Here is a 22,959-nt window from a genome sequence, read left to right on the forward strand (position 1 = left end):
TTCGTTTAGTAGGAGGACTAAAATAAGAATAATTAAAATATTATCTTAACTATTTTATAACTAATTGTTAAAGTTAGTTGTTAATCCGATTAAAAACAATGTCCTTTGTTTTGACAATACTAGTTATATTTGCAAAAATATTCAACACATAAACTGTTTATAGCATGCAACTGTATAACAAATTAAGTGCTGAAGAAAGACGCGTTTTAATACGGGAAACGGGAAAAGAACGCCTTACTATTTCTTTCTATCAGTACCACAACATTGGTAACCCTGAATTATTAAGAGACCATTTATTCTTACACTGGCATCCTATGGATGTTCTAGGAAGAATTTATGTCGCCCATGAAGGAATCAATGCCCAGCTCTCCATTCCAGCAGCTCGTTTTGAAGAATTTAAAGATTTCTTAGACGGTATTGATTTCTTAGAAAACCTGCGCATCAACATCGCACGCGAGCAAGATAATGAGAGTTTTTTAAAGCTCAAAGTTAAAGTGCGCGACAAAATAGTTGCTGATGGCCTGGAAGACGCCACTTTTGATGTAACTAATAAGGGTATACATGTAGACGCTATTGCATTTAATCAACTTATTGAAGATCCCAATACGGTCCTAGTGGATATGCGCAATCACTATGAATCTGAAATAGGTCATTTTAAAAATGCCTGGACTCCAGATGTAGATACCTTTAGAGACAGCCTTGATTTTATAGAAGACAAGCTCAAAGACCACAAAGAAGGTAAAAAACTAGTCATGTATTGTACGGGTGGTATACGTTGTGAAAAAGCCAGCGCCTACTACAAGCACAAAGGTTTTGAAAATGTCTATCAACTAGAAGGCGGGATTATAGAATACCACAGACAAGTCACCGAGCAAGGTCTCGAAAATAAATTCAAAGGTAAAAACTTTGTTTTTGACCATAGACTCGCAGAAAAGATAGGAGAAGAAGTCATTGCCAACTGTCATCAATGTGGTGCTTCTTGTGATGCACATACCAATTGTGCTAATGATGCTTGCCACTTGCTGTTTATTCAATGTGATTCCTGTAAAGCAGCATTTGAAAATTGCTGTAGCCAAGAATGTAACGATATCATACAACTGCCTTTTGAAGAGCAAAAAGCTTTAAGAGCTGGACACTACAACAGCAATCATATATTCAAAAAAGGCCGTTCAGAAAAACTGGTTTTTAAGAAACATAAGGAAATTAACGAGTAGATCTTAAATAATTCCGCTTTCGCGAAAGCGAGATCAACAAACACCTCTTACCTTTGCAACATGGTTAAAATAGGCAACATAGAATTACCAGACTTTCCACTACTCCTTGCTCCTATGGAAGATGTGAGTGATCCACCTTTCCGTACGTTATGTAAAGAAAATGGCGCTGATGTGGTTTTTACAGAATTTATTTCTAGTGAAGGATTGATACGTGATGCTGCAAAAAGCACCATGAAGCTGGACATTTACGAGACAGAACGTCCTGTAGGAATACAGATTTTTGGAGCCAATTTAGAATCTATGCTTCAATCTGTAGAGATTGTAGAACGTACCAGGCCTGATATTATCGACATCAACTTCGGTTGTCCAGTAAAAAAAGTCGTGTCTAAAGGTGCCGGTGCCGGAATTCTTAAAGATATAGACCTTATGGTCTCGCTTACAGAAGCTATGGTAAAACACACCTCTTTACCTATTACCGTTAAAACCAGATTGGGCTGGGATGACGATTCTATTAAAATCGTAGAAGTGGCCGAACGTTTACAAGACGTAGGTATTAAAGCCATTTCTATTCACGGTCGTACACGAGCTCAAATGTATAAAGGAAGTGCTAATTGGGATCATATAGCAGCGGTCAAGAACAATCCTCGTATGCACATTCCTGTTTTTGGTAATGGTGATGTAACCACACCAGAGCTGGCCATGAAAATGCGCGATGAATACGGACTAGACGGCTGTATGGTAGGTAGAGCAAGTATTGGTTATCCGTGGTTTTTTAGAGAAGTAAAACATTTCTTTGAACACGGCACACATATGGCAAAGCCTACTATGGCAGAGCGTGTTGAAATAGCTCGCAGACACCTGCAACTGGCCATAGACTGGAAAGGAGAAAAGCTAGGTGTTTTTGAAACAAGACGACATTACACCAACTATTTTAAAGGTATTCCTGATTTTAAAGAACACCGAATGAAAATGGTCACTAGTGACGATTCCCGAGGAGTATTTGAAGCTTTTGAAGAGGTTTTAGAGAAATTTGGCGATTACAACTTTGCCTGAGACAGCAATCTATCGTTAATTCTGCGTGAGCCTATATAGCTAGCTATAATTCCCAATACGGTAATTGTAGCAAGAGAAACGATCACATTCCATACATCCATTGCAAACGGATATGGAATACCTGGAGCGATGTAGATCAAGTCGTATTTTACTTGTAAGACTACAAAAGCGATTCCTATCACAAGGCCTATGATACCTCCCGAAAGCGTCATAAGACTTCCTTGAATAAAAAATATTTTACGCAATGAGCTCACTGGTGCTCCAAGATCAAGCAGCGTCTTCATATTCTTTTTCTTATCGAGTATCATCATGATGATACTGCCCACCACGTTGAATAAAGCGATAATTAATATCAAGGTAAAGATCAAATAAACCACTAAGTTTTCTGAATTGAGCATTTTATATAATGCGTCGTTCATTTGGAATTTATCCTTGATTTTTACTGGTTGTTCAAAGACATCATGAATAGCCCCTCTTACGTCGTTTTCATTTGCGGTAGGAGTTAATTTAATCTCAACGGCACTTGCCGTAGAATCATTCATTTCCAACAACTTACGCGCTGCACTCAGTCTGGTAAAAATATATTTACTATCCAGGGTTTCATTAACGCTAAATGTCCCTACAGGAATGGCATCCAGTCTAGAAAACGAGCTGTTGATATTTAATTTATTGATGGCGTTTACCCCTGGTTTAGGCACCATAATCTGCATGTAACTCCCGTAGTTATTAACGGTAAGAGAAAGCCTAGAAGCAAGTGAATAACCGGGAACTACTTGTGCATCACTTTGAGAAAGCCAGCTGCCATAATAAAGAATGGAGTCCGTGCGGATCATTTTTACATAATCATCTGGAACGCCTTTGATAAAAGCGATATCATTCTTTTCCTCATAGTTTAAGAAGGCCTTTTCCTCTATCACCGCACAAACTAATGCCACTCCAGGTATTTTTTCTAGTTCTCGCTTTCGCGAAAGCGGGATACCAACAGTCTTACCACTTACAGGTAAGATCTTAAGGTCTGGATCAAAATAATTGGAAAATTCAGTGCTAAAATCCTTAAGTCCTGAGAAACCAGAAAGCACAATAAAAAGTGCTGCAGTGCCCACTACAGTGATAATAAAACTAAGAATATTGATAATGTTAATGGCGTTTTTGCCATTTTTTGAAACCAGGTAACGTCTTGCTATGTAAAAGGAAAAATTCACTAAGACCTCTTACGTCGTGGCAGGATATCTGGATTTTCTATAGGATTATTTTCGCCTTTGAGCTCACGGTCTATTTGATCCATGTATTCTAAGGAGTCGTCATTGAAGAACTGAAGCTCTGGCATGCGACGGAACTGGTGGCGCACTCTAGAAGCCACTTCATAACGTATCTCAGCACCCATTTCAACAATTTCCTTCACTACAGTACTGGCCTTATCTGCTGGAAAAACAGATAGGTATACTTTTGCATAACCTAAATCTGGAGTAACCGTAACTTTGGTAACGGATACTATCAGGTTAGTCACAACGTTCTTTCTCATTACGTCTTGAATAACAGCTGATAAGTCTTCCTGTAAGACTCCGGCAATTTTTTTCTGTCTATTACTTTCTTCCATACTGCAAAGGTAAGTAGTTCCTCGTGAATAGTTGATAGTCCATTGGTTAATATGACAATAGAAATACATTCTTGTCGTCTAACTGTACTAACTTTGTAAGGTAAAACAACAAAATATGTTTGGCAAAATAGAACACTTAGGAATAGCCGTTAAAAACCTGGAAGAGGCAAATGAAGTATATACCAAACTTCTAGGCCGCAAACCCTATAAAAAAGAAACAGTAGCAAGCGAATCTGTGGACACCAGTTTTTTTCAAAGTGGCGATAACAAAATTGAGCTATTGAGCGCCACTAGTGAAGACAGCGCGATAGCCAAATACATTTCCAAAAGAGGAGAAGGAATCCATCACATAGCATTTGCTGTAGAAGACATTAAAGCAGAGCTTCTTAGGCTTGAGAAAGAAGGTTTTCAAATCCTCAATAAAGAACCCAAACGCGGCGCTGATAATAAGTGGGTAGCCTTTGTACATCCTAAAGGAACAAATGGAGTTCTTGTAGAATTGTGTCAAGAAATTAAAGAATAGTTTGCGGGTATGAATGAATAGTTTAAATTTGCAGACTTTTTAGATAAGGTAATACCAGCATTTATCTTATTGGGCCTATAACTCAGCTGGTTAGAGTATCTGACTCATAATCAGAAAGTCCCTGGTTCGAGCCCAGGTGGGCCCACCATATCAACCTCAACGCAAGTTGGGGTTTTTTTGTGCTTATAAATTAGATAGAGATTTTATAGAACCTCCCAACTGGGCGAGAAGCCTGTGCCGCGCTTGACAAGCTAAGCCCAGAGTCTATTCCGATTTTTTTCGGAATGGGCCGACAAGAAAAACCTCAACGCAAGTTGGAGTTTTTATGTGTCCTGCGTTTATAAGATTGACACCTAAAGACGCCGCTCTCTTAGAGTTGTGAGGAATAGTTTTTGAGCTCCTTCTCTAGTTACCTCTCAATTCCTTCATCTGCATTTCTAGCATAGCAAGTTTATCCTCAAAACTATCTGACAGATCTGGGATTCTTCTAAAAAACACATAACGCACGCGCCACAATTGCTTTACTTGCTTTTTATCAATGCAAATATCTTCGATTTTTTTATGATCAGCCCGCAGCACAAGACCTTTATGAGTTACATAAAGTCGGCGCAGGATAAGTTCTTTATCGGTGACCGCAAGCACTATGGTACCGTTATTTAATTTGGCAATCACATTCTTAGGCACCTTCTCTGCTACCACCACATCTTTAGGATACAAGCCTTTATCATGGCTGGTCATTTCCAGACTGGTTACCGTATATCCTATAAATTCTTTTTCGGTATTCAGCGGCAAACTAAGCTGAGGTAAATCTGCTAGAAAAGCTTTATTATCGTAGTATTCTATATAATCCTCCACTGTTTTTTCTGTGATACAAGGAATTTGTGCAAACTGTTCTCTGGCTAGTTCTTCTGACGTTAAAGCAAGGCTGTCGTTAAATTTCAACAACTGATTTACGGTTAATTCTGCCGTTAGCATATCCCCTATAGCAATGCTAAAATGATTAGCAATTAAAATAATAGTGTCTATTTTGGGTTCACTCCTTCCTTCTTCATAAGCCCCTAGGGTTCCTCTCTTTAAGTCAAATAAGTCTGCAAAAGCTTGTTGACTCAAGCCCTTTACTCCACGTATTTTTTTAATGTTTTTTCCAAAAAACGACATTGTTTTGCTAATTTTATTTGCATTTAAATATATTTGTGTATATTTACACTAACAATATTAGCTAAATGTTTTTGTTTACACTAATATTTTGAGCATTCTTTCTCGAGATAAAGCGTCTTGAAAAAGTCCTCCTCTAAAAAAGCAACTGTAAAATAGGCCTAGTTTATAGTTCGCAAAACGGCACTCCTAGCATATCAAAGTGAGTAAAGAAAGCAACCGTATTTATAATCTTTAAACTAAAAACCTATGACTCCTATAATTCTTTACATTATTGAAATCGCTTTTCAGATTTTAATGGGATAGAACTAAGCTTTTTCGTAATATTAGATTTACAATAAAACCTATGAATAATTACTTCCATACTATAAAAGAATACTTGTTACAAATAGACTTTGATATCATAAGAGAAAATCCCAAGGATGGAATTATGGTGGTAGAGAAAGAAAGTGCCGGCGTTAAAAATATGATCTTAGGAATTGCTCCACCCATTTTAATTATGGAGCAATACATATTTAAAATCAATAACAAGAACGAAGAAGTCTTCAAAAGCCTGCTACAAAAAAATCGCGATATGGTTCATGGTGCTTTTGTACTGGATGAAAGTGGTACTAAAGTCATATTTAGAGATACCCTTCAAATAGAAAACCTAGATTTTAATGAATTGGAAGGTACCCTCAACTCTTTGAGCTTATTAATGAGTGAGTACTCCGATCATATAATTAAATTTTCAAAATACTAAAAACATATATTATGAACATATTTAAAAATATATTCAAAATAGGAGAGGCACAAGCAAACAAAACCGTGAACAACCTAGAAAGCTCAATCATCATGGCCGAGCAAGGTATACGTGATATGAAAGCAAGCCTTAATAAAAGTGTAGAAGCAATGGCACACGTAAAAGCTCTTGCTATAGGTTCTAAAAACGAGCGTGATAAGCAGGAAGCAAAGGCTAAAGATTATGAATCTAAAGCCACGCTTATTCTTACAAAATCACAAGATGGTGACATAACAATTGCTGATGCCGATAGGCTTGCAAAAGAAGCCCTTGCCAAAAAAGAAGAAGCACAACAACACGCAAACAGAGCCAATGCCGATAACAAAAAGTTTGACAAAAATATATCTGAGTTAAAAAATACCATCGAAACTATAAAAGGAAACATCACCAATTGGGAAAACGAGTTAAGGACTCTTAACGCACGAGTAAAAGTGAGCGATGCAACTAAAAATGTCAACAAACAAATGGCAGAGTTAGACAGCGCTGGAACGGTGAGCATGTTGGAGCGTATGAAAGAAAAGGCAGCTCAAGATGAGGCGCTTAATGAAGCTTCTGGAGAACTCCTCCACACTAAGAAGTCTATAGATGATGAAATAAACGCCGCTGCCGAAACCACTGAAGCAAAACTAGATGATGATCTTGGAAAGCTTAAAGAGCGATTGGGGATGAAAAAAGGTAATACCTAAGAGAAGGTCGCACACGCCTGGATGGTGCTGAGAAAGCAGCCTTATATTTTCACCTAAAAAAGCAACAATGAACGATATCAATTTTAAATGTGTCAAATGTGGTCATCACGACTATGAAACCGGAGAAATGCGTGCGACTGGTGGTACCCTCTCTAAAATATTTGACGTGCAAAATAAAAAGTTTTCTTATATAGCTTGTGCTCGTTGTAAATACACTGAGTTTTATAAAGCCAGTACAGGAGCTTTAAGTAATATATTTGATTTCTTTACAAACTAAAAACCCTTAAACGCCAAAACATTATTCTCTAGGGGACCATCACGATTAGCATGCGATTAGTCATTCTTTTTCTTTATTGGCTACACACTCTAATTACCGGTCTCGATTTTGACCTAGATATTGACGTAGATGTAAATCTTGAGTTCCCAAGCTTACTAATTCATCGTAATAAAGGTCTCTATTTCCAGTTACGGAATGACCTTGTGATTCTAACTTGCTTTGTAGCACGTTCAACAGTTGTCTGCTAGCACTAGCTTCCTGTAAAGGGCTGCTGTCAATTCTAAGAATATTCATAGTATGTAGGTATACATAAATTAGCTGTTAAAACAACTGATCATATATGGAATAATGCTCCACCAAACTTCTACCTTTAATCGGTTTTAAGATGCCCTAAGCTCTATACCGCCCTTAACATCTCGACCAGATCCTTCTCCGTATCTTTTCCTTTATCCTTATTGTACCAGTTTTGTAATTCTTGTTTAAATTCTGGTAAAAGTACTCCTTTTGCAGCTTTTTCGTCTGCTACTAACTGTGTAGCTTTAGTGGGCCTTGGTCCCCAAGTTGTGATAGGTAGATGTGTATTCTTATCTATTAAAATAAGTTTTGCTATAGAACGAGCGCCATTTGTCAAGAAGTGATCCATCAACAACGGATGTTCATCTCTTAAGACTACTTTAAAATCTATTCCAGCGGCTTCGGTCACTTTATTCACCATGGGCATGGTTTGAGCCGCATCACCACACCAACTTTCGGTAATGATCAGAAAGTAAACCTCTTTATCAAACGCGCTTAAAAACTCCTGATATTCTGGTAAAAACTTCAAAGTTTTATCCAGTCGCTTCATGCGCTGATTATTGAGTCTGGTATATGTTGTTAGGGCTTCTGTGAGTTCGTCCCCGCTATTCGTTCCATTAAGAGTATGTGCTTCTACAAAGGCTCTATATTGCTGGTAAGAAATAGCTTGATCTGTTGCTTCTTTGATAATTTGTTCTAACTCCATAGCGCAAAAATAGCTCCAAAAGTTCGTTAAGACCGTTGATAAAAATCATTAATAATGATACATTATTCCTTAGCCCATCCCTAAGCCTTTCCATTAGTAAGGGAATTTAATTCTCATAATTAAAATACGAAACGAATACTATGAAGTCCTTTACCTTAAATGAGTAAGTATAACTATCTCCTATGAACTCAAAAAACAGCAACCAATTCTAAAGTAGCTTGATAAATGGATTTCTTCTCCATTTTAGCTTTTAAATACGCATAAAAGCTCATGACAAAAATATCCTCTCGAGCGGCAGTTTTCCATTCAAAGGCTTGTTCCACCTTATTTTGAAAACGCTCCTCTGTAATCTCATAAGGGCGATCGTAATAGCTTTGCAGCAGCTTCATAAACACCATAACTCGTTGTTCGTTTAAGTCTTCTAATCGCCCTTTAAACCGCCTTATAAAACTCCTCATTTTTGAAGCCACTAGATCTGGTTGTTGTAACTCTATATAAATCAAAATTTCTAGTAGGTTCTTTTGTATCACCCATAATACCCCTTCTTTTTTCTCATAAAACTGATCGCTATGATAAAAATCATTCATCATTTTACGTGCTCTAATAAAACTTTGTTGTTGAAACAAAAAAGTAATATGAACCAGTTGTGTAGATAAATCAGGCTTTTGAATTTGCAGTATATCTTCCATAGCTCTTTCAGGTTCCCCTGTATAATTACGATTCAAGGCCTTTAACAAAAGAGCCCGTCCTAGAAACTGCTTTTTGTAGGCTCCTTTGTTTTTCTGCATTTCTAGCTGCAGTTCACCTACTAGTTGTTGGGATCGTATAAAATCCTTATTCCTAAAACAAGTTCCCGCCATGAGGTTAAGGATCTCTAAATGATAATACAAATGCTTATCTGCCAGGTGTTTTTTATTTTCTACGACCTCATAGATATGATTCATAAAAATGGAAACCCCCGCGTAATCTGATGTTAAAGTTGCTGCATCTGTTACGACTCGCATTAATTGATAAAGCGACTTAAAAGACAAGTTATGATCTATAGAAATATCAAAAACAGCCAATTGTTGTTGGATCACTTGATACACATTTGCTGGATGCGACTTCAAGGTTTTTTGAAGGGTCGCGTAGGCCATTACTAATCTGGACTCGATCAAGTATCTTTTTTCATTCTCTTGATAGGCCGTGATGATTCGTTCTAAAGTAGCTTTAGGATCTAAGTGTGCGTTTTGCACGTGGGTATGATAGATCTCTTGCAGAATAGCGTATGATTCTAAAGATATTGCCTTGGCGGTAGCCTTTTTCAGTGTTTTAAATCCTATCGCATAGTGTTCTTGTTCTAAGAAAATTCGCGCTGCCAGTACTAATTTAAAAAGTTGCATTTCTTCCTGTGAATCACTAGAAAAGCCTCTGGTGGCTGTAAAGTCTACTAAGTTTTCTTTTAACCGATTTTGAAGTGCATGCAACGCATTTTTATTGGCCTTCCCATAGATTTTTAGATCGAGATCTACTCGTACATCTTTGCGTAAGAGTTGAAATAATTGGATGTTTTTTACATCTGTTCGTTGGTTTTTCGCTTTCGCGAAAGCGAGAAAAGCACCCACCTCATCACTACTTAAAGAACTTATCAATGTATTTAAATCGTTCATATCTGTAGTTTAAAACATTGATTTATAGTAATTAATCATATTTAATTATTATTTCAATCGTAAGGATAAGACAAAAATAGGTTATTTGCTGGTAAGATCCTGCTACATATTTGCAGTATCAAAACAAACAAAAATGGAACATCAAGTAAATTACAAAACCGAAAAAAAAGAAGTCCAAAAATCAGAGGCTTTTACTGGAAAACCAACAGCGGCATTTATCGCTGCATCATGGACAGCACTACTCGTGGGAATGGTTTCCTATTGCGTAGGCTTGTGGCGATCTGATATGCTGCTCAACGAGCGCGGGTATTATTTTGTCATCCTGCTCTTTGGACTGTTCTCTGTCATCTCTGTACAAAAAGCGGTTAGAGACAAGCAGGAAGGAATAGCGGTAACTGACCTGTATTACGGTATCAGCTGGTTTGTGAGCATGGCATCTATCGTATTGCTCGTCATAGGCTTATGGAATGCCGATTTATGGCCTAGTGAAAAAGGGTTTTACGGCATGTCCTTTTTATTGAGCCTATTTGCCGCCATTGCAGTACAAAAGAACACGAGAGATGTGGCCTTTATAGACGAAAACTGGAAGTGATAAGAAATAGTAAACCCTAGTGATCGCAAGTGTATAGAATGTCCTTACGGTCTTTGTAACCAATCAAAGAAAAACCACCAAAATTATTATAATTATGAAATTAAACAACTTATCTGCCTTTATAGCCATTTCAATTCTCGGAATGTTATCTATCATACTTCCCGTATTTATTCTAGGGGATTTAAAACCCTATGAATCCCCGTTATTCCCTTTAATTAGAACTGGAATCGAAGGGATATCCCTTTACAGTATAAGCTTCCTTTTCTTATCCAGCTTTATTGTTAAATTATTTAGTAAGCCGTCCTTTTGGAAAATTGGATTAATGAGTGTGGCTTTATTTCCATTAGCCACTTTCTGTGAAATGATATTCGATCCGACTTCGCATAATCTGTTTCCATTTGAATTCATATTCTATGCTATTTTAACGGTTCCAGCAATAATAGGAGCAGCTGTATCTCAAGTTATGAAACGTTTTGTTATAAAAAAAGAAGTAAATACAGGCTACAACAAAATGTAAAAACAATAGGCCATTGCAGTACAAAAGAACGCTAGAGAGGTTACATTTATAGATAAAAACTGGAAGTGAAAAAATTCAGAGTTAGGAGTGAAGTATTATAAAAAAATAGATAATTAAAGGAAGAACGATGAAACAGTATCAAGGCCTATTCATCGCAAGTATTTTGAATGCTGTATTCTTTATCTGGGTTTATATCATACAGATTTATGAAATCAAGTGGACCATCGTTGGTGTGTTTTATGAATTGCTGATTATTCCTATGATGTTACTCGCACCAACTCTATTAGTCCTGTCTGCCATCCAAATCAAGAAGAAGGGTTTACAGGTTCCAAGTTTCATCTCTTTGCTGCTCTCTACAGGAATAACCGTTAGCCTAGTAAGCCTCTTCATCATGGATTAAATACCAATTTGTTTTTAAATGATGTATTGGTATAAAATAGCAAAACCGGCTGTTTACAAATAGAGCAGCCTGTTTTGATAATTAGGAACGACCTTTTCATGATGAGAAGGTCGTTTTTTATTTGGCTTTTATTCAACACCAAAGGTTTTATAAACTTGTAAGATTTAACGGCAAACTAGCACCCTGCTAAGTCAGTCTAAACAATTTACCTGGCAAGGGCTGTACCACACCTTTGAGCTCCATGCTCATCAATTGACCAGCCACTTTATGGACCGGTTGGTTAATGTTTAGAGCAATAATATCCAGCAGTGCTTTTTCATTTTCTTTAAGGTACCTGTAGATTAACTTTTCTTCATCTGTGAGTTCTACAAAAAGTTGTTTCTGTATGGAAACCGTCGGTTCTTTCCAGCCTAGAATATAGGGAACATCGGCTGTTTTAGTGAGCATGTGGGCTTTTGCTTGTTTGATCAGATCGTTACAGCCCATAGCATATTTATCGTTGACCCGTCCAGGTACCGCAAACACTTCCCGATTGTAACTACAAGCAAGGTCTGCAGTAACCAGTGAGCCTCCTTTGGAAGCACTTTCTATCACGACAGTTGCCTCACTCATACCTGCAATGATGCGATTGCGCCCTAAGAAATTATTTCTTTCAAACGTATCTGTATGCCAAAAATCAGTCATAAAGCCGCCGTTTTGCATCATGTCTTCATTATAAGCGGCATGATTACGTGGGTAGGTTTGTTGGAGTCCATGAGCCATAACGGCTATGGTCTGTAACCCATTTTCTATAGCCATTTTATGTGCTAAAATATCCACCCCATAAGCATAGCCACTGACGATAATAGGTTGTAGAGGAGCAATTTCATTAATAAATTTTTCTAAAAAAGCAGCTCCTACGCTGGTAATTTGCCTGGTCCCAACGATGCTCAAAATATACGGATGGTCTAACTGGATCTTCCCTTTTTCAAAATAGATGATAGGCCCATCAATACAATATTTCAACCGCTCAGGATAGTCCTCATTGTAATAAACGCGGTATTTGATCTTGTTCTCTTGTATAAACCTCAACTCTTCTGTCGCTTTAGAAAACAAGCCATCTTTGTTTCTTATAAACTGAGCCTTCTTCTCTCCTATTCCTTCTATGGATGCGATATCACGATACTGCTGTTCAAAAACACCCGCAGCACTTCCGAAAGTACGGATGAGCTTTTTGGCCATAATATCTCCTATAAGCGGTGCTTTTTTAAGTGCCAGAAGAGAAAGGAGTTCTTGTTGGTCCATGTATAAATATAAAACTAAAAATAAAGGGGGAATAAATTTAAGCTTAAATCTAAACTTAAATTTAAAAAAAGATTTGTAAGCCCCATTGTCCTGCGGACATTTCCCCAAAGGGGAAAGTTTCAAAAGCTAGTTATTTAATAGTTGAGAAAGTTTGCTAACCCAATTGCTTAAAATTTCTTTGCGTGAGAAGTGTTTTAGAACGTATTCCCGAGCTTCTTTACCCATGGATGTTCTCCAATCGGGGTCTTGTCTCCAGGCTTCTAATTGGTCTATAGCGGTTGATACATCTGGTTGCGAGAAATAGAGTCCTGCGTTTGCATTTTCTAGGACGGTTTTTACTTCGCTTGCTGGATTTCCTAAAACTAATGAAGGTTTCTCACTCGCCATCATTCCGAGTAATTTTGAGGGCATTACCGTATCTAGTACTTCTGTTTTTTGGAAAAGGAAATGCGCATCGGCACTGCATAAAAGATCTGATAATTCTGCAAAAGGTACTGGGTCGTAAAACGAGATGTTTTCCTGATCTACAGCTTGCATTACTTGCTGGTATTTTGCTCCTGCACCTACTATAATGATCTCGTAAAAGTCTTGTGGTAGCGCTTTCGCGAAAGCGAGAAAATAATCCCAATCTTGCTTATCACCTACATTACCGCTATACAGCAACTTAAATTTTTCACTTTGTAAATAGGAGTGTTGCTTTGCTGTAGATGGATCTACTTGATGTGCATCAATCCAATTAGGCAAATAATAAGTAGGCTGACTGGTCTTCGTTTGCAGCTTTGCGATCATCTTGTGACTGATGGTACTTATGGTAGTTGCTTTGCCTAAAATTCGTCGCTCTAAACTGAAAAGAAATTTAAAAATAAACTTCTTGCTCCCGCTAGAGATTCCTGATTGCAATGCTGCGTCAAATTCAAAGTCCTGAATATGAATCCAGCTTGGGGCTTTGTGTTTTCTCGCATGATAACCACCAAGCCATGCGCTGGCGGTAAAAGGTATGACAGAGATCACCAAGTCTGATTTTTTAATCTTTCTCAAATTAAAAAAACTTCCTTTTGTAAAACTGAGAATGTGAAGGATGCGCTTTAAAAAGGTAGGGTTTTCTGGAACGTACTGTTGGTAACGATACAATTTTGCTCCGTTGTGATCTTCTTGTAAATACTTAGGTTGCGACTGGTATTCTTGAGCAATTTTCCATTGTGGATAATAGGGAAAAGCCGTTACCACGTTTACCATTGCACCAGCGTCAACGAGTGCCTCCACCATTTGAGTAGAATACAGTCCTATAGCAGTGTCTTCTGGAGCATAGTTAAGCCCTATGAATGTGATGTGTTTTCCTTTCAACAATTGAAAATATTTACTTTCAGCAAATTTACTTTATAATCGTTTGTTAATCGACTAATCCATTCCCTAGGTGTTTTTATCTTAAATTTGAGAATAAATCTCTTCCTATGACTCAAATATTGAACTATAAAACCTTTTTATATATTGTATTATCTGGAATCTTCATGTCTTTTACTAGTTGTTCAAGCCAAAATAATGAAGAAACTACTGATAAAATATTGATTGATATAGGTGATTCTTTAACAAAGGGTTCTGGAGGTCAAGGTACTAGTATGTCATCGGTGACCTCAACCCTGTTAGGAGAACAATGGGTTGTTAAAAACATGGGAGTAGGTGGTGAAAACACTTTAACTATAGGGGCAAGATATGGTGCAATCCCTATGTACATAAAAGAATCGATTATCATACCTAAAGACGGTACTACAGTTGAAATTCCATTGGGATTATTCAGCACATATAATAACTCCAAAATAAAGCCTCTTATTCAAGGTGACGCAGGAATCAATCCTTGTTTTGTGGATTCATTGAAATGTACACTTAGTAGAGTTGAAAATTCATACTTTATCAAGCGTAATGATATAGGGGCATCAGATCATTTAACTGAGCCAAATACAACCATAGAAACATCTCTTTCAAAACAAACGAAAGGTATTGCCACTATTTTTATAGGTCAAAATGGTGGATATGAATCGCCACAAGAATTCTTGGAACAAATTGATTTGTTCGTAGCGCATAAAGGTGATTCCAACTTTATAATTATTACGTCACATGGAAATGGGTCAAATGAATTAGTAGCTCCCGTCAAAGAAAAATATGGAGATAGAGTTATTGATTTCAAAAAGTATATGACTACAAAAGCAATAAGCGATGCAATTGAATATGGTTTGTTACCAGATGATGGAAGTTTTCCAACCAATCAAGATATAGAGCTTATGCGTAATAATAAGGCACCCGCTTCTCTACTTATAGATATTGTACATTTAAATCCTATAGGTTATACTTTATTAGGAAAATTGAGATACAAAAAAGGATTAGAATTGGGTTACTGGTAATATCATTATTTTAAATAACCGGTATCAAGTTATCCGAGCTATATCTTGTTAACAATCATCTATCTTTAACAACTTGAGCTGGACTACCTAGGCATATTTTACCTGCTGGAAGATCTTTAAAAACAGCACTTCTTGCCCCTACTAATGTCCCGCGACCAATGGTTATTCCTGGCGCTACGTATACATCTGTTGCAATCCAGCATTGATCTTCTATGATGATCTTATGTGCGTAGATATCAAAATTTACCGCTTGTGAATCGTGCGTTCCTGTGCAGATGTATGATTTTTGAGATATCACCACCTGAGCTCCTATTTCAATTTCGCCTAGACTGTATAAAACTACATCATCTCCTATCCAGCTGTGATCCCCTATGATCACTTTCCATGGAAACTGTATTCTTACAGTAGGTCTTATGATTACTTTTTTGCCGATTTTTGCTCCAAACGCCCGTAATAGAAACCTGCGCCAGCCGTACATAAACTGTGGTGACCAAGCAAAAAGTGTGCTTTGAACCAGCCACCATAATTGTACAGTAACTGCTCCTTTCCCACGGAAGTTTTGTGGCAATTGGAATTTATCGAGTTGTTGGTAGTTTTTCAAATGGTATTGGTTTGTTAAAAACAAAGATAATTTTTTACGGCAGTAACACTGTCATAGAGTGTTCACTATTCTTCACTTGTTTGTATGGCAGCTGTAAAGTGGGTCATCAAAATATGTTCTAAAAGTAATTTTCCATCATCATTAGGGTGAATACCATCTCTTAATAAGTCTTGCGGCGCCACTTCCTTATTTAGATCTAGAAACTTATGCCACTCGCCACGTAAATCAATAAAACCAAAAGCATATTTTAAAGCTAATTTTTCCATTTCTATTGAAGTTTTATCTTCTAGATCGGTTAGCTTTTTATTGTGTTTTTTATCTTCTGGATACGACAAGTGATGATTAAAGATAATCACATCTCCCGTGAAATGGGTTTTTAAGTTTTTAAAGAACTGTTCCAATTCACCAGTTTCTGTGCCGCCATAGGCGTGAAAAAAAAGTAAATCAGCATGTTGCGGATAAATATCTTCTGCCATTAGCGGTAGTAATTGTGGCACTTGAAGACCACTACGAGCAGTGTTTATAATTTCAAAATTAGTAGCGGTAAAAGCACCTTCTAAGGTTTCCTTAATACGTTTTTCTTTGATTCCTTTGACTATGGACTGACCATGGAATTGTATTTTAAAAGAAGTTTTTTTTGAGGACTTATCGTTATCAGTTATAAGCTTGTGAGAATTGTAAAGCTCTGTAACAAGAATTTGCGATGTAGTGATTTCCGGAAGTTGGTATTTATCTAATGGGCTAGAACAAGCACTCAAAAGAAATGTACAGCTTAAAACGCATAAGGAATTTCTCATGTCATAGAATTATAAATCGCTTCCCATTTAGGTTTATTTACTTTCCACGAATACTCCTTAATTACAAATTCTCTCAGTTTCTTACCTGCCATGTCCCTTTCTTGATTGGTCCATTTTGAAGTATCAACCATGGCGTTTCTTAATTCTTCACGATTAGGATTGATAAGAATTCCACCATTATGACTCCATTCATTTAGAAGTCCTGTTTGATGTGTTGTAATTACAGGTGTTCCCATCATGGCAGCTTCTAGGTTCACCATTCCAACTACTTCAGAATAACTAGGCGCTACAAAGGCGTGTGCATCTCTATAAAGGTGTTTTTTATCTAGCCCTCTTACCTCCCCTAGAAACCTAATGCGAGGGTCTTGTTGTGCGAGTCGTTGTAATTCTTTGCTGTGATCGTTTTCTGGACCTGCAATTTTTAAATCAAAATCAAGCATTTTAAGCGATGCAAAAACATTGAGCAATAATTCTAGGCCTTTCTTGGGATGAATACGTCCTAAGAACAAGAAATAGGGTCTTGACGGCGCTTTTCTCTCTACCATCTCTTCTATTTCTACCGCATTGGGAATACACACTACTTCCGTTTTAGGAAATAGCTTTTGTAGGTTCTTTTGTTCCTCTGGTGTTATGGCGTGTATGTATCTCGCTTTCGCGAAAGCGGAACTAGAAACCCCCTTGAAATACAGTTTCTTTTTAAGCCTACCCTCCTTCCAAAGCCAAGGTTCATACATACCATGTGGAGAAAGCACAAAAGGAATATTACTCTTTGCAGCAGTTTTTGCAGCGGCATATTGTGCATGCATCCACACACCATGGATATGAAAAATAGACGTTGAGACTAAACCATTTAAATGGGCTTTTAAATCACTGGAATACAACCATGGCCCTTTATTAGAAAACTCCTGAATATCAAGGTCGTCTTGATCTTTTACGGTCGTTAGAATTTTTGAATCTGGAAATTGTATTTGAATGTCTTTAACAACCGTGCGCACCCCTCCGCTAGCTCTAGAAACATCCTCTGCTATGTGGTAAAGGTTTTTCAAGGAGACGTTTTAAAATTATCTAAAGGAGGTGACTTTAGTCGCTTCTTGTCAAAATTATAATCCAGCATCAAAAATAGGTTTATAAAAAAAGAAAAGAAGAGCACTCCGTTTTCTCTTTCTAAAACATTTTCTGAGAACATCACTATACAGTAGAAAAGAAGTACTGCAATAAATAAATAATTTTTTTTATAAAAGGCTCTGATTAGGTGGTAGAGTAGGAATAAGGAGAAAAACAACAATCCAAGATAGCCTACATTTAAAATGATACCTAAAAATTGATTGTGAGAATTATAGCGATGAGATGCTAAAAACGCTGCGTCTTCCTTGTAGCAATCTATGAGCTGATTTTTTCCATCTCCTATACCATAACCGAAAATTCCAGCATCAGGAATAACGCTGGTAACACATTTATAAATTGAATACCTAATGTTAGTAGAGTTGGTTAAAGAGGCATCTGCATCTTGCACTTGTAACAGTTCAGAAAAACGCTCGTTCACTTTAGGATTAAATACAATTACGGATAATAAGCCTATTGCCCCTAGTCCAAAGACGTAGTACAATTTCTTGTTCTTAAACATGAGTACGAGATATGCCGCAACAAGAATTAATGCTATAATGGGTCCTTTTTTGATCATTATCAGTAAAAAGCCTATAAAGACAATATTGATGATAATGAGTAAAATAAGTTTTTTCCAATGGAGTCCTTTTTGAACTAAAAACAAAGAAAAGATCATCGCAACACCTATATGCATACTGAGATAAATGGGATGAATTTTCCATCCTGAGATATCTGACCTTATGATGTTGACAAAATGCAGAATGACCTCGTCAAAGCTGTACTGCTTACTAAATATGATAAAAGCGCCTACATTGACTATCAAGGTTGCTATGATAAAAAACCACATTAAGGTATAGCGCCTGTCTAGAATATACGATAAGCATCTTTTACTCATGCTAGCGGTAACTAGTGGAAAGATAATTAAGGCAGCTCCTGTAGAAATCTTACGGAACCCATAGGATAAGTCTTCAGTATACAATAAGCTGATCAAAAAGAAGAAAAACAGACTAGAATTAAGTAAAAAATAATTCCATTTAAAACGCTCTCGGTCAATTATTTGACTAGAAATTGCTGCCATTGCATAAAGGCCGATCAAAATAGGCCGCGCGCCTCTAGGGATAATAGGCATAAGAAACATGGCCACGGTCATGTAAAAAAGCAGTTGAGGTAGATATTTAGTTAGTTTTTCTTTGAAACCCATATTTTTTGATCGAGAACAATACCTATTAAATAAATGATTGATTTAGGAACGATGTAAAGCCCTATTAAAGTACCTATAAAGTAGCTAAATCCATTTGTAAAATCCCCTCTTAATAGGAAGATCAAATGCATAGCAAAATAAAAAGCTATTGCTTTTTTTAAATAGTCCTTACTGTTGAGCCAAGTTAGAAAATATACAATTGTGATTGCTAGTAAAAAGGCCATTAGAAATACTCCAAAATAGCCGAAGTTCATATAACCTTCAGAAACTAGAGGGTTAGACAAATTTGCAAACCAAAAATCGTATCTCTCAATGAGATGATCTCCTACTACAAGACCCGAAGAATCTGGCTTTGATAGCCATAAACTTCTAGGGACAAAAAATAAAAATGCACTCAGTGATTGAAAACCATAGGACAACCCATTTTCTTCTACTATTTCAATAACAACACCTATGTTAATAAAGGCGTCATAATTGAGCGACATATAACCAAGGTTTAAATCATTTTTTCTCAGGAATAAACTGGGATTAGAAATTAGGTCTGCAATACCATAATCTACATGTGTTAAAAACTGAAGTGCAGGAAATGCAACTATCATGGAGAAAAAAAGCAAAAATGTTGTTTTAACGTTACTATTCATCAATTTAGGATAAAAAAGGAAAATAAGTAATAAATAAATGGGTCCTAATGCATTTCTTTTTTCTGTCAAAGGGTTCTTTAAAACTAATAGGAAAATCAAAAAAACAGCAATACTGATTATTAAGAAAAGCCACTTACTTGCGGTCAATTTTGATTTTATCAAGTAACTGGTAGAGATAACAATTCCTGCTAAAGGAATTATGAAAAGAACCTTAGTCCTGATTAATAAATCACTGATGTTATAATCGGAAACTTTCCAGCTGGGCCGTGTAAACTCATCCACAAGAAAACCAAAGTTAGTGATGATTATTAAGGCTGATAGGATTAAAAATATAAAAGGAATTATATAAGTTTTACCTTTTAAATTAACCGGTGGTTTTTTAGTGGTTTTAATTAAAGTTTTTGTGCCTATATAAGTGAGAAAAAAAACAATATGAAAACCAGAAATTAAAAAATTAGTTTTGATAAATACCCATTCATCAAAGGGAAACTGATTCCCATAAACCGGGAATTCCATAGCTGTCATGGTGCTTGCTTGAGACATGGGAGCTACCAGAAAAAACAGGAAGTTGAAAACTATATAAGTACTTAAAAAAGGACTGTATGTCTTTTCAATAAAAATATGGAAATACGTTATAAACGTAATGATAATTGCATTACTGAAGAAAGACAACCATAAGGAAATACTTGTATCAAATGTTGCAAATATGAACGCCGTTACAAGTAAGTAAACAAATATGAATGTGTTTCTTAAAAACATTATTCCTAATTTTTTATTTTCCCTACAAAAACATGTCTGTTTATGTCAAGTTCTTCATCAAGGATGTAATCAAATCTATCTGAAAAGTTGGTTTTAAACCATTCTAAAGTATAATATTCTGGAACCTCTGGTATGTTATCCATATCACCAGAATATAGTCCCAGCGGCATGAATTCTATTATAACATATTTAGTAGCTAGAGATTCTAACACGTTAAAAATATGATCTACAGTAATGTCTTGAGTAAGTATAAGATGATGTGTCACGGCAAGTGCCATTACTACATCAGCATTAATTCTATCTTCAATTTTATTTGTGTTTGTTCTATTATTAGGACGTACAAAATCATAAAGCAAAGGCAACACTTTATCACTAAATCTATTGTTTAAATAAATCTGATCAAGAGCGTTTTTATCATAATCAGTGGCAATAATTTGATTCATCTGAGTATTCTCTCTGACATAATCAGCAAATTTACCTTGATTAGAAGCTAGCTCAATTAAAGAAGTAGCGTCACTTAGGTCTTTATTAATGATTTCTGTTATTCTCAAAAATCTATTGTCTTGAGAAGGATTTTTATTATTGTGATAATCCTTCCAGTAAGAATCTATATGGCTTGTTGATACTCTTTTCAATAGTCGCTTTGCGTAAGAAACAGAATATTTATTTTGAAAGAGTTTTTTAAATTTTAAAAGCTTATCAATATGTTTATGCTTCCCGTATTTTTCAATAACTCGTACATATCGAGCTGCTGCAAGTCTCCTTTTGCTGTTATGAATTTTAAAAATCCAGGAAGTGATTTTCTTTCCTAGAATTGTGACATGTTTATTTCTTAACAAGAACAAGTCTCGATCACTAAAGAGTCCGTAATGTAAGTAGATACTGTTTGATAAATCAGAAAACCCTTTATTATACAAATATAAAGGCATGTAAAAGGAATTATAAAAGTTGTTAAAACCCGTCCAAGCCTTATCGTTTTTGGCATCTACTTTTATAAAGCTACCAAAATCTAAATAAACCGGCTGAGCCATGTTAAAGACCACATTAAAAGCATGTACGTCAAATAGTTCATATCCGTATTTGTTTGCAACTTCATTACAATCTAAAACCGTATTTGCCGCATCTTGTAACATCGAGAATGACCACTCATACGGGTAATTCCAAAACTCTATATTTTCATGTTCAATGACTAGATCAAATCCTTCTATTTTCAAGTCAGAGATCCATGTTTTAACAAAGAGTTTTTTGGTAATTAATTCATCTAGCATACCACCAGACATCATATCCTTAACTTGCTCTATATATTCCTTATTAACGCCTCTAATGACTCTATCTCCATAAAAAAATAAAGTGCATACTTGATCAATAGAAATCTCAAGCGTTTTTAATTCTTCCCTTCTAATAACTTCACTCATAATGGTTTGATCCATGTTTTAGGTCTCAAAACATTAATAATAGACCTGGTTTGTAAGTAGAAATTCTCTCTTGTTTTCTTGAAGAAAAAATTTATAAAATAACTCGATATAGAATATGAAATCAAGGTAGCATAAGCAGCTCCTTTTAAACCATAATCCTGAATCAAATATATATTCAACGATATATTTAATACGGCACCTAATATAAGTCTAAAACTCGCTAACTTTTCTAATCCTTCATTAAGATAATAACTCCATGAGGCATTACTTAAAAAGACAAAAACTATGGACCAAATATAAATACTTAATAATCCACTGCTTGCCGCATACTCTTCACCAAATAATACTTGAACCATTATAGAGCCGAAAAAAGTATAAAGAACACACGCAGAAATAGCTATTTTCATTAATAAATCATATAATTTTTGCAATCTATTAATGAATTGTACTCTGCTTTTTTTTCTCAAAGCAACTAATGATGGAAAAATAGACTGTGTAATCGTTACTGTAATAAAAAGCCATACACCAGTAAGTTTAACAGCAACACTATATATACCTACTTCATACTCGCTAAGGAATTGCTTGATCATTACTTGATCTATTTTCATATAAAGCGCCGCCGCAACAGAACCTAATATTAATAACTTCCCTTTATTAAAAAGCTCTATTGCTACTTCTTTTTCAAAGCTCCAATTTAATGGGTTTAATTTTTGCCCTTTATAGACAATTATGTAGGCTATAGCTAGTAAAACCCATTCTAGAAGTATAGCAAATGCAAACCACAATAATGAGTATTCAAATAGTATAAAATACACCTTTAATAAGGCTAAACATCCTATGACAATTATATTACATATTGCGGTGTATTTACTTTTAACTTCACTTTGAAAATAAAAATCAATTATTTTAAAACTTTGAAAAGCCACTGATAATGAAAGAAGTCCAATAATATAAAGTGTCGTTGTGCTTTCTTGTTGATAATAAAGAACTGGCAACATAATAAACACCATCGCCATAAAGCCTAAGGTCCTTAAAACCATTGCTGTGCCTATAATCTGATCTCTTTTTTCAGGTGTTTTTACCAGTTCTTTTACTACTATTTGATCTAAACCTAGTCCGGCTATGGCAGTAAATAAATACACAAAAGACTCTGAATAACTTAAGGTTCCATAATCATTAGGTCCTAAATATTTTGCAATCCATATACCTACAAAAAAAGCATCGATAACTCGTACGCCTTTTTCTACTAGAAGCCATAGTGCGTTATTGAAATACCTAGATATTTCTACAGATTTGAATATTTTAGATAACAATATT

Annotated in this window: 25 protein-coding genes and 1 tRNA gene; 11 read left to right on the top strand and 15 right to left on the bottom strand. The window is 35.9% G+C overall.

Annotated features, from left to right (window positions below):
* The first annotated feature begins 164 nt into the window (after nt 1-164).
* Together CW736_RS04125 and dusB are read left to right on the top strand one after the other, a co-directional pair.
* Nucleotides 165-1,214 carry a rhodanese-related sulfurtransferase gene (locus CW736_RS04125; RefSeq protein WP_101012700.1) on the top strand — a complete coding sequence of 350 codons (1,050 nt, stop codon included), beginning with the start codon at nt 165-167 and terminating at the stop codon, nt 1,212-1,214.
* Nucleotides 1,215-1,274: 60 nt separating this feature from the next.
* A complete protein-coding gene (gene dusB / locus CW736_RS04130) occupies nt 1,275-2,267 on the top strand; it encodes a tRNA dihydrouridine synthase DusB (protein ID WP_101012701.1) in 993 nt (330 codons plus the stop codon).
* Here the strand turns inward: dusB and CW736_RS04135 are convergent.
* Together CW736_RS04135 and rbfA are read right to left on the bottom strand one after the other, a co-directional pair.
* Nucleotides 2,252-3,469, bottom strand: coding sequence for an ABC transporter permease (locus tag CW736_RS04135; protein WP_101012702.1), 1,218 nt, complete (start codon nt 3,467-3,469; stop codon nt 2,252-2,254). The two genes, dusB and CW736_RS04135, sit on opposite strands and share 16 nt — an antisense overlap.
* Nucleotides 3,469-3,864 carry a 30S ribosome-binding factor RbfA gene (gene rbfA / locus CW736_RS04140; RefSeq protein ID WP_101012703.1) on the bottom strand — a complete coding sequence of 132 codons (396 nt, stop codon included), beginning with the start codon at nt 3,862-3,864 and terminating at the stop codon, nt 3,469-3,471. Before rbfA ends, CW736_RS04135 begins: the two co-directional genes overlap by 1 nt.
* A 115-nt stretch (nt 3,865-3,979) precedes the next feature.
* Between rbfA and mce the strand changes: the two genes are divergently transcribed.
* Together mce and CW736_RS04150 are read left to right on the top strand one after the other, a co-directional pair.
* The gene (mce, locus tag CW736_RS04145; protein ID WP_101012704.1) at nt 3,980-4,387 is read left to right on the top strand and encodes a methylmalonyl-CoA epimerase; all 408 of its coding nucleotides are present in this window, start codon (nt 3,980-3,982) and stop codon (nt 4,385-4,387) included.
* Between the two features lie 71 nt (nt 4,388-4,458).
* Nucleotides 4,459-4,535, top strand: a tRNA-Ile gene (locus CW736_RS04150).
* A 257-nt stretch (nt 4,536-4,792) separates the two neighbouring features.
* Here CW736_RS04150 and CW736_RS04155 read toward each other — a convergent pair.
* On the bottom strand, nt 4,793-5,545 hold the full coding sequence (locus CW736_RS04155) for a helix-turn-helix domain-containing protein (RefSeq protein ID WP_101012705.1): 753 nt from the start codon (nt 5,543-5,545) through the stop codon (nt 4,793-4,795).
* A gap of 343 nt (nt 5,546-5,888) precedes the next feature.
* On the opposite strand from CW736_RS04155, the gene CW736_RS04160 reads away from it, so the two are divergent.
* The 3 genes from CW736_RS04160 (at nt 5,889) to CW736_RS04170 (ending at nt 7,286) form a co-directional block, all read left to right on the top strand.
* Entirely contained in the window at nt 5,889-6,284 is a 396-nt protein-coding gene (locus CW736_RS04160; protein WP_101012706.1) for a molecular chaperone Tir, read from the top strand.
* Between the two features lie 11 nt (nt 6,285-6,295).
* Nucleotides 6,296-7,009, top strand: a complete 714-nt coding sequence (locus CW736_RS04165; RefSeq protein ID WP_101012707.1) for a PspA/IM30 family protein — start codon at nt 6,296-6,298, stop codon at nt 7,007-7,009.
* Nucleotides 7,010-7,076: 67 nt separating this feature from the next.
* Complete coding sequence (locus CW736_RS04170; protein ID WP_101012708.1) at nt 7,077-7,286, top strand: zinc ribbon domain-containing protein; 210 nt, start codon at nt 7,077-7,079, stop codon at nt 7,284-7,286.
* A 93-nt stretch (nt 7,287-7,379) separates the two neighbouring features.
* Here the strand turns inward: CW736_RS04170 and CW736_RS04175 are convergent, their stop codons facing one another.
* The 3 genes from CW736_RS04175 to CW736_RS04185 all read right to left on the bottom strand — a co-directional run bounded on the left by CW736_RS04175 (nt 7,380) and on the right by CW736_RS04185 (nt 9,935).
* Nucleotides 7,380-7,580 carry an NAD(P)H-dependent oxidoreductase gene (locus CW736_RS04175; RefSeq protein WP_101012709.1) on the bottom strand — a complete coding sequence of 67 codons (201 nt, stop codon included), beginning with the start codon at nt 7,578-7,580 and terminating at the stop codon, nt 7,380-7,382.
* 103 nt (nt 7,581-7,683) lie between these two features.
* A complete protein-coding gene (locus CW736_RS04180; RefSeq protein WP_101012710.1) occupies nt 7,684-8,286 on the bottom strand; it encodes a thioredoxin family protein in 603 nt (200 codons plus the stop codon).
* 188 nt (nt 8,287-8,474) lie between these two features.
* Nucleotides 8,475-9,935, bottom strand: coding sequence for a hypothetical protein (locus CW736_RS04185; RefSeq protein ID WP_101012711.1), 1,461 nt, complete (start codon nt 9,933-9,935; stop codon nt 8,475-8,477).
* A 133-nt stretch (nt 9,936-10,068) separates the two neighbouring features.
* On the opposite strand from CW736_RS04185, the gene yiaA reads away from it, so the two are divergent.
* The 3 genes from yiaA to CW736_RS04200 all read left to right on the top strand — a co-directional run bounded on the left by yiaA (nt 10,069) and on the right by CW736_RS04200 (nt 11,444).
* Nucleotides 10,069-10,527: an inner membrane protein YiaA gene (gene yiaA, locus CW736_RS04190; protein ID WP_101012712.1), complete on the top strand. Its 459-nt coding sequence runs from the start codon at nt 10,069-10,071 to the stop codon at nt 10,525-10,527.
* Nucleotides 10,528-10,621: 94 nt separating this feature from the next.
* On the top strand, nt 10,622-11,044 hold the full coding sequence (locus CW736_RS04195) for a hypothetical protein (RefSeq protein WP_157810876.1): 423 nt from the start codon (nt 10,622-10,624) through the stop codon (nt 11,042-11,044).
* Nucleotides 11,045-11,171: 127 nt separating this feature from the next.
* A complete protein-coding gene (locus tag CW736_RS04200) occupies nt 11,172-11,444 on the top strand; it encodes a hypothetical protein (RefSeq protein WP_101012714.1) in 273 nt (90 codons plus the stop codon).
* A 186-nt stretch (nt 11,445-11,630) separates the two neighbouring features.
* Here the strand turns inward: CW736_RS04200 and dprA are convergent, their stop codons facing one another.
* Together dprA and CW736_RS04210 are read right to left on the bottom strand one after the other, a co-directional pair.
* Nucleotides 11,631-12,728 carry a DNA-processing protein DprA gene (gene dprA, locus CW736_RS04205; RefSeq protein WP_101012715.1) on the bottom strand — a complete coding sequence of 366 codons (1,098 nt, stop codon included), beginning with the start codon at nt 12,726-12,728 and terminating at the stop codon, nt 11,631-11,633.
* Nucleotides 12,729-12,854: 126 nt separating this feature from the next.
* The gene (locus CW736_RS04210; RefSeq protein ID WP_198519340.1) at nt 12,855-14,075 is read right to left on the bottom strand and encodes a WcaI family glycosyltransferase; all 1,221 of its coding nucleotides are present in this window, start codon (nt 14,073-14,075) and stop codon (nt 12,855-12,857) included.
* A 104-nt stretch (nt 14,076-14,179) separates the two neighbouring features.
* Here CW736_RS04210 and CW736_RS04215 point away from each other — a divergent pair, with 104 nt between their 5' ends.
* The gene (locus CW736_RS04215) at nt 14,180-15,124 is read left to right on the top strand and encodes a hypothetical protein (protein ID WP_101012717.1); all 945 of its coding nucleotides are present in this window, start codon (nt 14,180-14,182) and stop codon (nt 15,122-15,124) included.
* Nucleotides 15,125-15,179: 55 nt separating this feature from the next.
* Here the strand turns inward: CW736_RS04215 and CW736_RS04220 are convergent, their stop codons facing one another.
* The 7 genes from CW736_RS04220 to CW736_RS04250 form a co-directional block, all read right to left on the bottom strand.
* On the bottom strand, nt 15,180-15,725 hold the full coding sequence (locus CW736_RS04220; protein WP_101012718.1) for a putative colanic acid biosynthesis acetyltransferase: 546 nt from the start codon (nt 15,723-15,725) through the stop codon (nt 15,180-15,182).
* Between the two features lie 65 nt (nt 15,726-15,790).
* On the bottom strand, nt 15,791-16,522 hold the full coding sequence (locus tag CW736_RS04225; RefSeq protein ID WP_101012719.1) for an SGNH/GDSL hydrolase family protein: 732 nt from the start codon (nt 16,520-16,522) through the stop codon (nt 15,791-15,793).
* Nucleotides 16,519-17,568: a glycosyltransferase gene (locus CW736_RS04230; protein WP_101012720.1), complete on the bottom strand. Its 1,050-nt coding sequence runs from the start codon at nt 17,566-17,568 to the stop codon at nt 16,519-16,521. The genes CW736_RS04225 and CW736_RS04230 overlap by 4 nt, the downstream gene beginning before the upstream one ends.
* Nucleotides 17,565-18,827 carry an O-antigen ligase family protein gene (locus CW736_RS04235; protein ID WP_232735416.1) on the bottom strand — a complete coding sequence of 421 codons (1,263 nt, stop codon included), beginning with the start codon at nt 18,825-18,827 and terminating at the stop codon, nt 17,565-17,567. Before CW736_RS04235 ends, CW736_RS04230 begins: the two co-directional genes overlap by 4 nt.
* Complete coding sequence (locus CW736_RS04240) at nt 18,806-20,011, bottom strand: O-antigen polymerase (RefSeq protein ID WP_232735417.1); 1,206 nt, start codon at nt 20,009-20,011, stop codon at nt 18,806-18,808. The genes CW736_RS04235 and CW736_RS04240 overlap by 22 nt, the downstream gene beginning before the upstream one ends.
* Before the next feature lie 221 nt (nt 20,012-20,232).
* Nucleotides 20,233-21,657, bottom strand: a complete 1,425-nt coding sequence (locus CW736_RS04245; protein ID WP_101012722.1) for a hypothetical protein — start codon at nt 21,655-21,657, stop codon at nt 20,233-20,235.
* The gene (locus CW736_RS04250) at nt 21,639-22,955 is read right to left on the bottom strand and encodes a flippase (protein ID WP_101012723.1); all 1,317 of its coding nucleotides are present in this window, start codon (nt 22,953-22,955) and stop codon (nt 21,639-21,641) included. Before CW736_RS04250 ends, CW736_RS04245 begins: the two co-directional genes overlap by 19 nt.
* Between the last annotated feature and the right edge of the window lie 4 nt (nt 22,956-22,959).

Source organism: Nonlabens sp. MB-3u-79 (assembly GCF_002831625.1).
Lineage (GTDB): Bacteria > Bacteroidota > Bacteroidia > Flavobacteriales > Flavobacteriaceae > Nonlabens.

Coding starts and splice junctions, on each gene's coding strand:
- CW736_RS04200 (WP_101012714.1), top strand. CDS start 11,172: ATGAAACAGTATCAAGGCCTATTCATCGCAAGTATTTTGAATGCTGTA.
- mce (WP_101012704.1), top strand. CDS start 3,980: ATGTTTGGCAAAATAGAACACTTAGGAATAGCCGTTAAAAACCTGGAA.
- dusB (WP_101012701.1), top strand. CDS start 1,275: ATGGTTAAAATAGGCAACATAGAATTACCAGACTTTCCACTACTCCTT.
- CW736_RS04235 (WP_232735416.1), bottom strand. CDS start 18,827: ATGGGTTTCAAAGAAAAACTAACTAAATATCTACCTCAACTGCTTTTT.
- CW736_RS04215 (WP_101012717.1), top strand. CDS start 14,180: ATGACTCAAATATTGAACTATAAAACCTTTTTATATATTGTATTATCT.
- CW736_RS04165 (WP_101012707.1), top strand. CDS start 6,296: ATGAACATATTTAAAAATATATTCAAAATAGGAGAGGCACAAGCAAAC.
- CW736_RS04195 (WP_157810876.1), top strand. CDS start 10,622: ATGAAATTAAACAACTTATCTGCCTTTATAGCCATTTCAATTCTCGGA.
- CW736_RS04185 (WP_101012711.1), bottom strand. CDS start 9,935: ATGAACGATTTAAATACATTGATAAGTTCTTTAAGTAGTGATGAGGTG.
- CW736_RS04245 (WP_101012722.1), bottom strand. CDS start 21,657: ATGGATCAAACCATTATGAGTGAAGTTATTAGAAGGGAAGAATTAAAA.
- CW736_RS04160 (WP_101012706.1), top strand. CDS start 5,889: ATGAATAATTACTTCCATACTATAAAAGAATACTTGTTACAAATAGAC.
- CW736_RS04240 (WP_232735417.1), bottom strand. CDS start 20,011: ATGTCTCAAGCAAGCACCATGACAGCTATGGAATTCCCGGTTTATGGG.
- dprA (WP_101012715.1), bottom strand. CDS start 12,728: ATGGACCAACAAGAACTCCTTTCTCTTCTGGCACTTAAAAAAGCACCG.
- CW736_RS04155 (WP_101012705.1), bottom strand. CDS start 5,545: ATGTCGTTTTTTGGAAAAAACATTAAAAAAATACGTGGAGTAAAGGGC.
- yiaA (WP_101012712.1), top strand. CDS start 10,069: ATGGAACATCAAGTAAATTACAAAACCGAAAAAAAAGAAGTCCAAAAA.
- CW736_RS04175 (WP_101012709.1), bottom strand. CDS start 7,580: ATGAATATTCTTAGAATTGACAGCAGCCCTTTACAGGAAGCTAGTGCT.
- rbfA (WP_101012703.1), bottom strand. CDS start 3,864: ATGGAAGAAAGTAATAGACAGAAAAAAATTGCCGGAGTCTTACAGGAA.
- CW736_RS04180 (WP_101012710.1), bottom strand. CDS start 8,286: ATGGAGTTAGAACAAATTATCAAAGAAGCAACAGATCAAGCTATTTCT.
- CW736_RS04225 (WP_101012719.1), bottom strand. CDS start 16,522: ATGAGAAATTCCTTATGCGTTTTAAGCTGTACATTTCTTTTGAGTGCT.
- CW736_RS04125 (WP_101012700.1), top strand. CDS start 165: ATGCAACTGTATAACAAATTAAGTGCTGAAGAAAGACGCGTTTTAATA.
- CW736_RS04170 (WP_101012708.1), top strand. CDS start 7,077: ATGAACGATATCAATTTTAAATGTGTCAAATGTGGTCATCACGACTAT.